The organism is Dermacoccus sp. CCH2-D9 (assembly GCF_001556795.1).
GTDB lineage: Bacteria > Actinomycetota > Actinomycetes > Actinomycetales > Dermatophilaceae > Dermacoccus > Dermacoccus nishinomiyaensis.
In genome coordinates, this window is record NZ_LSJT01000096.1 from 65,174 (window position 1) to 77,440 (window position 12,267).

Below are 12,267 nucleotides of genomic sequence, written 5' to 3' on the forward strand. Positions count from 1 at the left end.
AGATCCATAAGTTGGGGTTATGGATATTCAGCGCGGGCAAGAAGACTGGCGACCCGACACCCTCGCGGTGCGCAGCGGCCTCGCGCGCAGCGGTTTCGAGGAGACGGCGGAGGCGCTGTACCTGACGTCGGGGTTCGTCTACGACTCCGCCGAGGCCGCCGAGGCCGCGTTCTCGGGTGAGAGCGACCGGTTCGTCTACAGCCGATACGGCAACCCGACAACGGCGATGCTGCAGAAGCGGCTCGCCGCTCTCGAGGGAGCCGAGGCGTGCACGGCGACGGCATCCGGCATGTCGGCGGTGTTCACGGCCCTGGCCGCGCTGCTCGGGGCGGGCGACCGCGTCGTCGCCTCACGCGGGTTGTTCGGCTCGTGCTTCGTCATCCTCGACGAGATCCTGCCGCGCTGGGGCGTCGAGACGGTCTTCGTCGACGGGCCTGACCTCGAGCAGTGGCGCCAGGCGCTGTCGCAGCCGACGACGGCGGTGTTCTTCGAGTCGCCGAGCAACCCGATGCAGGAACTCGTCGACATGCGCGCCGTCAGCGACCTCGCCCATGCGGCCGGGGCGCAGGTCGTCGTCGACAACGTCTTCGGCACGCCCGTGTTCAGCCGGCCGCTCGACCACGGCGCCGACGTCGTCGTCTACTCCGCGACCAAGCACATCGACGGGCAGGGCCGCGTGCTCGGTGGCGCCATCCTCGGCAGGCGCGAGTTCATCGACGGGCCGGTGCAGAACCTCGTGCGCCACACCGGCCCGACGATGTCGGCGTTCAACGCGTGGGTGCTGCTCAAGGGCCTGGAGACGCTGCGGCTACGCGTCGAGGCGCAGGCGGCGACAGCGCTGACGCTGGCCGAGGTGCTCGAGGCACATCCGAAGGTGTCACGTGTCGTGCATCCGTTCCTCGTCTCGCACCCGCAGCACGAGCTCGCGAAACGTCAGATGAGCGGTGGCGGCTCGGTCGTGACGTTCCAGATCGACGGTGACAAGGCGGAGGCATTTGCCCTGATGAACGCGCTGCGCATCGTCGACATCTCCAACAATCTCGGCGATTCCAAGTCGATGATCACCCACCCCGCGACGACGACGCATCGTCGGATGGGTGCCGACGCGCGGGCCGCGATCGGCATCACGGACGGCACACTGCGCCTGTCGGTCGGGCTCGAGGATGCGGGTGATCTGGTCGACGACGTCCGTCAGGCGCTGCAGGTCGCTCTCGGCTGACGGGGGTCGCCGGCGCCATGCGTCATGCTTTTGGGGCCAGCAGGTCAAGCAGCTACGGGCCAGTAGCTCATCGCGTCAGGGCGAGGACGGCAAGAGCCGCGGCGGTCGTGATGAACGTCGTCGATCCGGTGAGCAGCAGGTGACGGCGCCAGGACACGGTGACGCCCTCGCGGCGCAGGCGCTCGCGCCACAGCAGCGTCGCCACCGACCCCCACCACGTCAGCCCACTTGCGACGTTGACGCCGATGAGCAGGGCGAGCACACGCGTCGCGTCGTGGGCGGCGGGTTCGAGGGCGAGGTAGGCGGGCAGGTTGTTCGTCGCGTTGGCGAGGCCCGCGCCACTGAGCGTGAGGGCCCAGGCGGGCGCGTCGTCGAGCGTCCGGACGAGCGGGTCGAGCGCGCCGGACCCATGCAGCACCGCGACGGCGACGAACAGGGCCGTCGTGATGAGCAGGCTGCGCCACGGCAGGGTGATCTCGCGGAGACGCTCAGGGGTGAGCAGTGCGAGAGCGAGGACGCAGCACAGCGCCGCGACGCCGGCCGTCATCCACGGTTCGACGACGAGGATCGCCGCGCACATGAGCAGGGTGATGACGGCGACGCTTCGACGCGCGGATCTTTGCTGCGGCAGTGGTGCTGACGCCGATGTGTCATCGGGCGCCGTGGTGCACGGTGACCGCCGCCCAGGGCGATCGTGCCCGTCGAATGACCGGAATGCGGGGCGCCAGATGACGGCGGCGCACAGGAGCGGCACGAGCGTCGTCGTCAGTGCGACGGGCCACGCCAGCGCGAGGAAGCCGAGGCTGCTCGTGGTGTCCAGGTGCCCGCGCGCCAGCAGGTTGGTGAGATTGGAGACGGGCAACCACAGCGAGGCCATGTTCGCGAGCCACAGCGTCGGGAAGGCGAACATCGCGACCGGCGCCCGCAGTCGACGCGCGACGACGATGGCCGCGCTCGTCATGAGCACGGCAGTCGTGTCGAGGCCGAGCAGGGCGGTGACGACGCCGGTGGTGAGCAGGAACAGCAGCCACGTCGCGGGCACGTGACCGCGCCCCACAGTGACGAGACGCCGGGCCAGGTCGTCGAAGACGCCTGCGGCGGAGCAGCATTCGGCGACGATCGTCAGCGCCAGAAGAAACGCGAGAACGCCCGGCACCCGGGCGAGCAAGTCGAGCGCTTCATGCATGAGAACACCGCGTCGTGCACCTGGTGTGGGCAGTCGTCATCGGGCCGTGGCGTCGAGGATCCACGGTTTCGTCGCGCTCTTGGGCGCGGTGAGGGCGACGTCGAACGTCTCGGCGAGCTGCTCGGCGAGGGCTGCCGGCGTGCGCGGGTCACGCGGGTCGGTGACGAGGGCGCGCGTGACGAGGCCACGCGTGTGCTTCGCCATGTGAGTCGCCCCGGGCACCCGGATGTGCACCCAGCGTTTCGCAAGGTCGCCGGATGGCGCCCACGACGCGGCGTACGTCGATGATCGACAGTCGATGACGAGGCCGCGCCCGGCGGCCTCGGTCAAGGGCGCGTCGAGCAGTGGCTTCCAGAAGCTCGCGAGCGGGCCGATGCCCGGCAGGTTGACGGCCATCGACAGCCGGTATGGAGCGACCGCATCGCGCAGACGCACGGCTCCGTACAGGGCGGAGGAGATGACGACGCGCCGCCCGGCACGTGTCTTGTCCGCCCCGGTGAGCGAGGCGAGATCGAGCGCGTCGTAGAGCACGCCGGTGTAGAGGCCCGACGCGGGCAGGGCGGGTGCCGTCGTCAGGCGCGTGTTGCGGGCGATGTCGTCGGTGAGGTTGGGGGAGACGTTGAGGGCGGACGCAGCGTCGGGGCGAGCGCTCACCGCCGTCAGGGCGTTGATGACATTGCGGCGCGCGTCGTTCAGTTCGGGGTTGCTCAGCGAGTCGAGGTTCATGGCGCGACCGCGGGCACGCGTCGCTTTGGTCTCCGACGGCGGCAGAAGGATGATCACCGGCACAGGGTAGTGCGCGAGGCGCTCGGTCACCCGCCGGCGCTGAGTCGCTCGCCTTCGCGCGCGGTGGGGGCAGCCGCGTCGCGTGCCGGTGTGGAACGGGCCATGCCGAGGCGCTCGCCGCGTAGGCTCGGGCCATGCCGAGCACACGCATCCTGCTGCAGAACACCGACGCCTCCGGCGAGCTCGCGCGCTCGTTCGAGGCCCTGCGCGCCGAGAACGAGCTGGCCACCGACTACCCGGCCGACGCCGTGGCCGACGCTCTCGACGCGCTCGCGCACGTCGAGAAACCGGAGCGCGACGAGACGTCCGTGCCGTTCTTCACGATCGACCCGGCCGGTTCGATGGACCTAGATCAGGCCATGCACCTGGAGCGTGACGGCGAGGGTTTCCACGTGCGCTACGCCATCGCCGATGTGCCGCTGTACGTGCGTCCCGGCGGCGCTCTCGACGCCGAGACGCGCCGTCGCGGGCAGACGATCTACATGCCCGACATGCGGATTCCGTTGCACCCCGAGGAACTCAGTGAAGGTGCGGCGAGCCTGCTCGAGGGGCAGATCTGCTCGGCGTTCGTGTGGGACATGCATCTCGACGCGCGCGGCGAGGTGACGTCGGCGAGTTTGTACCGCGCGCAGGTCCGCAGCGTCGAACGGCTCGACTACACGCAGGTGCAGGGGAATGTCGACGGCGGGGGCGCGATGGGCGGCGCCGTCGACGAGCGCTTCGCGCTGCTGCGTCAGATCGGTGAGTTACGCGCGCAGCTGGAGATCGAGCGTGGTGGCGCGTCGCTGCCGATGCCCGAGCAGGAGGTGAGCGAGCCGAGCCCCGGCGACTACGAGGTGCACTTCCGCCCACCCGTACCGAGCGAGGACTGGAACGCGCAGATTTCCCTCATGACCGGCATGGTGGCGGCGCGGATGATGCTCGACGCCGGCATCGGCATCCTGCGCACGATGCCGAAGGCCGACGAGCGCGACGTCGCGCGGTTCCGCCTGCAGGCGAAAGCGCTCGGCGTGGCATGGGCCGAGGACCAGACGTACGGCGCGTTCCTGCGCTCCCTCGATCGTGATGACCCGCACCATCTCGCGCTCGTCCACGAGGCCGTCGGGCTGTTCCGCGGTGCCGCGTACACGCCGTTCGACCGCGACAACCCGGCCATCGCGACGCCCGAGATCACCGAGCAGGCCGCCGTCGCGGCGCCGTACGCGCACGTCACCGCGCCGCTGCGGCGGCTCGTCGACCGCTTCGGGCTCGTCATCTGCGAGGCCGTCTCCAACGGACGCGAGGTACCGGCTTGGGCGCGCGAGGCGCTCGTCGAGCTGCCCGAGATCATGAAGCGCACCGACTCGCTGGCGCGCAAGATCGACCGCGCGTGCGTCGACCGCGTCGAGGCGGCCGCGCTGTCGTCCGACGTCGGGGAGACGTTCGCGGCGTTCGTCGTCGAGGACGGAGACCACGGCCACGGCAAGGGCGAGCCGACGATCCAGCTCGTCGACCACGCCGTTGTCGCGACGGTGAAGGTCGGTGACGCTGCGGCCCCTGCGCTCGGTGAGGCGTGTGAGGTGACGTTGACGGGCGCCGACATCGCGACGGGGAAGCTGACGTTCGCCCTCGCGTGAGGTACTGACGCCTCGCTGCGTCACATCGTGCTGGGTGCGTCAGGCGTGACCGACTCGGGCGGCATCATGTGACGCAGCTGGGTCGTCGCCCGTCATGGGCCGGTCGGATGCGTCGGCACCCGCAGGCAAAGGTAAGCTTGCGCGCGGATGAGTCGGCCGGGCGGTCGCGTCGAGAGTTCGCTCTCGCCGAGGAAAGTCCGGGCTCCACAGGGCAGGGTGATGGCTAACAGCCACCCGGGGCGACCCGCGGGAAAGTGCCACAGAGAACAGACCGCCACGCTCATGAGCGCGGCAAGGGTGAAACGGTGGTGCAAGAGACCACCAGCGCCCCAGGCGACTGGGGCGGCTCGGTAAACCCCACCCGGAGCAAGATCAGACAGCATGCGTCGAAGCGGCCCGCTGAGCATGTGGGTAGATCGCTCGAGCCCTGCAGCAATGCAGGGCCTAGATGGATGATCGCCGAAGCGATGCCAGCAATGGCGCGCGGAACACAACCCGGCTTATAGGCCGACTCATCCCCCGAACATCGCGGGCGCCAGCCCGCAACAGCAGGCGGGAAGGCGCCATCCGGCAGGAGTGGCGCCTTCCTGCCTGTCGCGATAGTGGGGCCGTCAGTGCGTCGCCGCGCTGCTGCACATGTTGAGCAGCAGCGTGAGCACGATCGAGGCGATGACCGAGAACAGGATCATGCCGAGACACCCGGGCAGGCCCCCGACGGGACGGATCTGGACGCGAGGACGTTCGTTCATGGCCTGAAAAGTACACGGTGAGCGCACGGGGCGCTCCCACCCCCAGGGGTGCCCCGTTTGCTTCACCGCCCGTCCCACATCGACGATACTGGCGCGATGACGACACGCATGACGGCCGTGCTCACCGGGCAGGTGCTCAGCTGGCTGGGTGATGCCTTCCAGGTGGTGGCATTGCCCGTGGCGATCGTCGTGGCGGGCGGTAGCGCCGGGCAGATGGCCGCGGCCATCACCGCGACGACGGTGGCACGCCTCGTGTTCACGTTGTTCGGTGGGGTCTGGGCGGATCGGGTGCAGCCACGCATCGTCATGGCCGCCTCGGACGCGGTGCGCGCAGCGTGCGGGCTCGTCCTCGCCTGCTGCTTCTGGGCCGGCGCATGGTCGACGCCGGTCATCGTCGGATGCGCCTTCGTCACCGCGGCTGCCGGTGCGTTCTACGGGCCTGCGTTCATGACGTGGCGGCGCGCCGTGGTGCCGGCGGGGCGCGTCGGCGCACGAACGGGACCATCACGAGCCTGCGTCAGCTCATGCTCATGTTGGGCCCGGTGCTCGGGGGAGCCGTCGTCGGGTTCGCCGGCGCGGGAGTCGGCTTCGCCGTCAACGCGGCGACGTTCGTCGTCTCCCTGGGGGCGGTGCTCGTCTGGGCGGGTCAGGTCGACACGACGGCGAGCGAGCTCACGGAAGCGGGCGAGGGCACCGAAGTGGATGAGAGCTTCGGCGAGCAACTCGTCGCCGGGTGGCGCGCGGTGCGCTCGCGCTCGTGGCTGCTCTTCGGCTTGCTCGCGGCCGGTTTCTACCACATCGGCAACGGCGCGATCCTCGTGCTGGCACCCTTGCTCGTCGCCAGAGAGGCGGGTGGCGCCCACGCCGTCGGCATCGTCGCCGCCGCCGAGGGGCTCGGTGGGTTTGTCGGCGCAGCTCTCGGGTCGCGCATCCACCTGCGACGTCCGCTCTTCAGCGGGTGGGCGCCGCTGCTGCTCATGCCGTTGTGGGCCTTCAGCTTCGCGGTCTTTCACTCGGTGTGGCCGATCGCGGTGCTCGCCGCCGTCGGATACGCGGGTCTGCTCTTCTACGACGTGCATTGGGAGACGGCCATTCAGCAGGCTGTGCCCGGCGAGCTGCAGGGCCGCGTGCATTCCTGGGACATCCTCATGTCCTTCGTCGCGCTACCGCTCGGTTCGGTGCTCGCCGCACCCCTTGCCCAGACGTTCGGCGCCCGCCAGGTCATTGCCGTCGCCGCGTGCTTCCTTCTCATCGCGAGTGTCGTGCCCTTGTTCATCCGCAGCATGCGCGAGTTCACCCTCGAACCGTCGCAGACGGACCAGCCCGCCCCATCCCGGTGACGCATCGTGTGCTCGATGCGGCCCGGGTGAGGCCGGCCTGCGCAGGCTCCGCCGTCACCAACTCGTGTGGCGCGGGCGCCCTTCGTCGTAGCCCGAGGCGCTCTGCACACCCACGCGGGCACGTTCGTGGAACTCGTCGATCGTCTTTGCGCCCGCGTAGGTGAACGAGCTGCGCACGCCGGCGATGATCGAGTCCATGAGGTCTTCGACACCCGGCCGCTGCGGGTCGAGGTACATGCGCGAGGACGAGATGCCCTCCTCGAACAGCGCCGAACGTGCACGCTCGAACGCACCCTGCGATGACGTGCGGCCACGCACGGCACGAGCCGACGCCATGCCGAACGACTCCTTGTAGAGGCGCCCGTCGGCGTCGCGGTTGAGGTCGCCGGGCGACTCCCAGGTGCCAGCGAACCACGACCCGATCATGACGCTCGCGCCCCCGGCCGCGAGGGCGAGCGCGACGTCACGCGGATACTTGACGCCGCCGTCAGCCCAGACGTGAGCGCCGAGTTCGCGCGCGGCGGCTGCGCATTCGAGCACCGCGCTGAACTGCGGGCGCCCGACACCCGTCATCATGCGGGTCGTGCACATCGCTCCCGGCCCGACGCCGACCTTCACGATATCGGCGCCCGCTTCGACGAGGTCACGGGCACCGTCGGCAGTGACGACGTTGCCCGCCGCGATGGGGATGCGGCGCCCCGAGGACGTCTCGTGAGCGTCACGGGCTGCCCGCACGACGCCGAGCGCGTCGATCATCTTCTCCTGATGCCCGTGGGCGGTGTCGACGACGAGGACGTCGGCACCCGATTCGAGCATCGTCGTCGCCTTGCCCTCGACGTCACCGTTGATGCCGATGGCGACGCCGATCGACAGCTTGCCGTCGGGGTCGAGCGCGGGGGAGTAGATCGTGGAGCGCAGGATGCCGCGTTTCGTCAGGACACCGACGAGGGCGCCGCCCGCCTCGACGACGACGGCGATGTCGCGGTGCGTACGCTCGAGCAGGTCGAACGTGTCGTGCAGGTCGGCTCCGGATTCCACGGTCGTGATGTCGCGCGTCATGACGTCGGCGATGACGCTGAAGCGGTCGACCTCGAGACAGTGCGCCTCGCTCACGAGGCCGAGGGGGCGGCGGTCGTCGCCGATGACGACGGCGACGCGGTGTGCGCGTTTGCCGAGCAGCGCGAGCACGTCGCTGACGGGGGCGTCCGGCGCGATCGTCACCGGCGTCTCGTAGGTCGGGTGGCTCGCCTTCACTTGCCGGATGGTCTCCTGAACGGCTGCGATCGGAATGTCCTGCGGCAGGACGGCGACCGCGCCGCGCCGGGCGACCGTCTCGGCCATGCGGCGACCCGAGATCGCCGTCATGTTTGCGACGACGAGCGGGATCGTCGTGCCGACCCCGTCGTTCGTCGTGAGGTCGACATCGAGACGGCTCGTGACGCGCGAGCGCGACGGCACCATGAAGACGTCGTTGTACGTGAGGTCGTAGGCCGTTTTTCCGGTGATGAGTTCCACGTCACTCACCCTAGGCTGACGCGCCGACAACCGCGGAATTGCGGGGTCTTTCTTGTTCGAGGCGGCCTTCGCCCGAATGCCCGAACGGATGCCTGCCCGGCGTCGTGTGGGGCCGGCAGCTGGCCACACGGCCCGCCGCGACCGTCCCGAGCAGACGCGGGGGCGGCGGCGGGCCTACGGTTGAGGCATGAAGCTCACGCATCACGGTCACTCCTGTATCGAACTCGACGCCGGCGGCGTTCGCGTGCTGTTCGACCCCGGCACGTTCAGCTCGTTCGACGACGTCAAGGGCGTCGACGCGATCGTCGTCACGCACCAGCACGCCGACCATCTCGACCCCGACGCCATCGACAGCCTGCGGGCCGAGAACCCTGATGCGGTGTGGTTCGCCGAGCCGCAGACGGCACAGTTGCTCGCGGACAAGGGCGTCGAGGCCACCGCGACGAAGGCCGGCGAGACGTACGACGTCGCGGGCGTCACGCTCGAGGGCGTCGGTTCGACGCACGCCGAGATCCACCCCTACATCCCGCGCGTCGGCAACGTAGGCATCGTCGTGAGCGCGCCGGGTGAGCCGCGCGTCTTCCATCCCGGTGACTCGCTCGAGGGGCGCCCCGAGAACATCGATCTTCTGTGCGTGCCGCTCGCCGCGCCGTGGTCGGCCGTCAAGGAGACCATTGCCTTCGTCCGCGCGGTCGCGCCGCAGCACGTCGTGCCGATCCACGACCAGATCATCGCCCCCGCCGCGCGCGGCATCTTCCTGAACCACGTCGCCGACTTCGGCCGCGACGGCGGCGTCGACGTCATCGATGTGCCCGTCGGCGACAGCGTCGAATTGTCCGCTTGACCCGCCCGGGATGACGCGGGTGGTGCGATCGGCGGCAGGCCGCTTCAGTGCTGCCAATGACGCCGTGTGCGGACACGTGCTGAATGAATGGGAGCCGCTAGCTGGGCTCCCGGCAGCGCTGGGCGGGGGGATCAGGCTGTCGTCGCACAAGAGTGCAGCCGACGGCGCCCGCTCGGTGGGATAGTCCCCGGCGAGTGCCCGACAGGCGTGGCCGCCGACGCGACGTGTCGCGGTTGGGGCGTCGGGCTTTGTGGGGTGTCGGCGCCTGCCGATAACCTGGGCGCATGACGCTCTCGGTGACTTCGTGCCACGACCGCGACGAGTGGGATGCCCTCGTCAACTCCTCCGGCGGCCACCCGCTGCAGTTGTGGGGTTGGGGCGAGCTGAAGTCGCAGTACGAGTGGTCGGCCGACCGCGTCGTCGTGCGTGACGGTGACGACGTCGTCGGCTCGGCGCAGGTGTTGCTGCGCCGCCTACCGGCCCCGTTCAAGTCGCTCGCCTACGTGCCGCGTGGCCCGCAGGCCGCCGAGGCAGACCGCGCGCGTGTCGTCGCGGCGCTCGCGCAGCACGTCAAGAACACGCACGGCCCGATCGGCCTGACGATCGAGCCCGACTGGGAGGCGCCGTTCGCGCCGCTCGAGAAGGGCGCGTCCGACGACGAGATCGCGTCCCTCGTCGCGCGGCCGACGTCCGGGTGGCTCGCCGACGTCGAGGCTGCGGGGTACGTGCGCAGTGACAACACGGGGCTCATCCCGCACACGCTGATCGTCGACGTCACTCGTGACGAGGACACGATCATGAAGGAGCTGAGCAGCTCCACCCGTCAGAACGTGCGCAAGTCGTTCAAGGCCGAGAACGTCCGGTTCGGTCTCGTCACCGAGCAGGCCGATCTCGATCAGGTGCTCGCGATCAACAAGGAGACGGCGAAGCGCGCGAACTTCGCAGTCCACTCCGACCTCTACCACGAGCAGATCCGCGACTTCATGGGCCCCGCCTCGCAGCTCATCGCGGCGTGGGAGGGCGACGAGGTCGTCGCGTTCGTGTGGCTCGTGGTCTCCGGCAAGACCGCGTTCGAGCTGTACGGCGGCGTCAGCCCGCGTGGCATGAAGCTGCGCCTCAACTATGGCCTCAAGTTCTGGGCGATGACGCACGTCAAGGCGCAGGGCGTCGAACGTTATGACTTCAACGGGCTCCTCAATGACGGCATCAGCGACTTCAAGCGCCAGTTCGCCAAGCACGAGGACATGCTCGTCGGCACGTACGACAAGTCGCTCTCGCCGATGTTCCCCGTTTTCGCGACGGCCCTGCCCGTGGTGCGCTCGACGCTCAAGCGCGGCGTGCCCGCGGCGAAGAAGACGGCTGTGTCGCTCAAGAACGACCCGAAGGGGACGCTCGTCGGCGCCGCAGCGGGCGCCCGCTCCAAGGCATCTGACGTTCGCGCCAAGCGCGCTGACGCAGCGTGGCACCGCCTCGACTGACGCCGACCTGACCCGCGACGACCCGCCTGATGTCCCATCGGGCGGGTCGTCGGTTATTCGACGTGTGGCGAGCCGGAGTTTGCGCGGCGGTCGACTGCCTGTTCTGCGCATGCCTTGTCCTGCGCGGCCGAACGCCGCCGCTCCTTGCCGGTCGTCGGGGCTGGCCGCGGCGGGGGCCAGCTGGCTGACCCTCGCGTCGGACGGCGAGGAGCGCTCGTTCGGCTCAGTTCACTGATTCGGCGCCTGCCGGCGATCGTCATCACGGCAACCGGCATTGGCTGACTGACTTCCTCGGCGCGTACGACGGCGGTTGCCACCGAGCGACTTGTCGACTCGTGTGCCCTGCCACGTGGCTTCCGCTCGACCCACCTCGAGGCCGAACGGCGACGTCGCCATCGGCTGCCCAGAAGCCTCAAGATCGCCTGCCGGGCGTTGCCGCTGATTTCGCGAGGCCGTCCGCCACGATGCGGGAAGCGGCGAAGCCTCGCGCGCGTGATTTCCGCGGCCCACTATGCCGCGTGGAAGCGCGGCGCGGCCTTTTCGATGTGACAGCCCGGGTAGGTGAGCCACAGGTGGAGTGTCGTGCTGACGCGGCTGTTCTCCAGTGCGAGGTCGAGAAGCGCCTTGACGCGCAGCGATCCGGCCGGGGGAGCCGCTCCGGGCGGGCTGTTCTCGCGCAACGACCGCGCGCGTTCCTCGATGACGGCGTCGAGCGCCACCGCGTCGCCCGTGTCGAGGGTGACGTGCAGTTGCGTCAACGCGTCGAAATCGAGGTGCGGAGTGAACCAGACGGCGTGTTCACGTGCGGTCTCATCAGGGTCGCGCGGTTTCGCGAGACCCTGCCGGTGGAGCAGGGTGAGCGCCCGCGCACGTGCCGCGTCGGCTCCGAGGCGGTGGGCGCCGGCCTTCGTCAGGTCGGCCTCGATGCCGGACGCGACCTTGGGCTCGAGGTGCTGCAGCTCGTGCAGGATGGCGCGCACCGCAGGCATGCGCGCGTCACCGTGTGCAGCTGCTCGAGCGACCGCGGGTGCGGCTGCGCAGTGCGGCGACGTCATCGGACATCGCCGCGACCGTACCGGGTTGCATCCCGGGCACCGCAGCGAGGTGGGCGGGGGCGAACTCGCCTGGCCCGAGCGGGTACGACTCGTCAGCACGTGCGAAGCGTTCGAACTCAAGATGATCCTGAGCCCGCACCGTGTCGTGATGAGCATGTGCGGTGAGGTCGACGACGGTCTGCGCCATCCGGGTGACCATGCGCGCCGCCTCTGCCGCTCGCTCGAGGTCGCGGCGGGTCGCCGCGAGGGTTGCGCACTGGTCGTCGAGGGTCACGCCGTCGTCCGCATCGGACGTCAGCGCGGAACCGCTCGCGAGCGCCCGGTCTGCCGCCACGCGCGTCAGTGCCTGCCATGTCTCGACGAGTTCGTCGCCGGGCAGGCAGGTGAGCGCCTCGAGGCTCTCCCGCACGATGCTGTCCATGCTGCATTATCGCACATATGTTCGAATGACGGAAGATTGTTGCACGCCGGGTTGACCG

At 69.7% G+C, this 12,267-nt stretch carries 10 protein-coding genes, 1 other RNA gene and 1 pseudogene; 6 read left to right on the top strand and 6 right to left on the bottom strand.

Annotation, left to right across the window (positions count from 1 at the left end; genetic code table 11):
- Positions 1-19 precede the first annotated feature (19 nt).
- On the top strand, positions 20-1,219 hold the full coding sequence (locus AX669_RS08520; protein WP_062257820.1) for an O-succinylhomoserine sulfhydrylase: 1,200 nt from the start codon (positions 20-22) through the stop codon (positions 1,217-1,219).
- Positions 1,220-1,286: 67 nt separating this feature from the next.
- On the opposite strand, the gene AX669_RS08525 is transcribed toward AX669_RS08520, so the two are convergent.
- Together AX669_RS08525 and AX669_RS08530 are read right to left on the bottom strand one after the other, a co-directional pair.
- Positions 1,287-2,405, bottom strand: a complete 1,119-nt coding sequence (locus AX669_RS08525; RefSeq protein ID WP_062257821.1) for an SLC13 family permease — start codon at positions 2,403-2,405, stop codon at positions 1,287-1,289.
- A 36-nt stretch (positions 2,406-2,441) separates the two neighbouring features.
- Positions 2,442-3,188, bottom strand: coding sequence for a YaaA family protein (locus AX669_RS08530; RefSeq protein WP_062257848.1), 747 nt, complete (start codon positions 3,186-3,188; stop codon positions 2,442-2,444).
- Between the two features lie 137 nt (positions 3,189-3,325).
- Between AX669_RS08530 and AX669_RS08535 the strand changes: the two genes are divergently transcribed.
- Both AX669_RS08535 and rnpB read left to right on the top strand, forming a co-directional pair.
- Positions 3,326-4,807, top strand: a complete 1,482-nt coding sequence (locus AX669_RS08535; RefSeq protein ID WP_038568631.1) for an RNB domain-containing ribonuclease — start codon at positions 3,326-3,328, stop codon at positions 4,805-4,807.
- A 148-nt stretch (positions 4,808-4,955) separates the two neighbouring features.
- Positions 4,956-5,326: RNase P RNA component class A (rnpB, locus tag AX669_RS08540), an RNA gene on the top strand.
- Between the two features lie 92 nt (positions 5,327-5,418).
- On the opposite strand, the gene AX669_RS13680 is transcribed toward rnpB, so the two are convergent.
- Entirely contained in the window at positions 5,419-5,556 is a 138-nt protein-coding gene (locus AX669_RS13680) for a hypothetical protein (protein WP_006944181.1), read from the bottom strand.
- A gap of 108 nt (positions 5,557-5,664) precedes the next feature.
- Here AX669_RS13680 and AX669_RS08550 point away from each other — a divergent pair.
- A pseudogene (locus AX669_RS08550) lies at positions 5,665-6,896 on the top strand (MFS transporter).
- 54 nt (positions 6,897-6,950) lie between these two features.
- Here the strand turns inward: AX669_RS08550 and AX669_RS08555 are convergent.
- The gene (locus tag AX669_RS08555) at positions 6,951-8,411 is read right to left on the bottom strand and encodes a GuaB1 family IMP dehydrogenase-related protein (protein WP_038568609.1); all 1,461 of its coding nucleotides are present in this window, start codon (positions 8,409-8,411) and stop codon (positions 6,951-6,953) included.
- A 187-nt stretch (positions 8,412-8,598) separates the two neighbouring features.
- On the opposite strand from AX669_RS08555, the gene AX669_RS08560 reads away from it, so the two are divergent.
- Positions 8,599-9,255: an MBL fold metallo-hydrolase gene (locus tag AX669_RS08560; protein WP_006944258.1), complete on the top strand. Its 657-nt coding sequence runs from the start codon at positions 8,599-8,601 to the stop codon at positions 9,253-9,255.
- Positions 9,256-9,539: 284 nt separating this feature from the next.
- On the top strand, positions 9,540-10,733 hold the full coding sequence (locus tag AX669_RS08565) for a peptidoglycan bridge formation glycyltransferase FemA/FemB family protein (RefSeq protein WP_040014395.1): 1,194 nt from the start codon (positions 9,540-9,542) through the stop codon (positions 10,731-10,733).
- A 509-nt stretch (positions 10,734-11,242) separates the two neighbouring features.
- Here AX669_RS08565 and AX669_RS08570 read toward each other — a convergent pair.
- Both AX669_RS08570 and AX669_RS08575 read right to left on the bottom strand, forming a co-directional pair.
- On the bottom strand, positions 11,243-11,722 hold the full coding sequence (locus AX669_RS08570) for a hypothetical protein (RefSeq protein WP_062257827.1): 480 nt from the start codon (positions 11,720-11,722) through the stop codon (positions 11,243-11,245).
- Positions 11,723-11,729: 7 nt separating this feature from the next.
- On the bottom strand, positions 11,730-12,209 hold the full coding sequence (locus AX669_RS08575) for a hypothetical protein (RefSeq protein ID WP_062257828.1): 480 nt from the start codon (positions 12,207-12,209) through the stop codon (positions 11,730-11,732).
- Between the last annotated feature and the right edge of the window lie 58 nt (positions 12,210-12,267).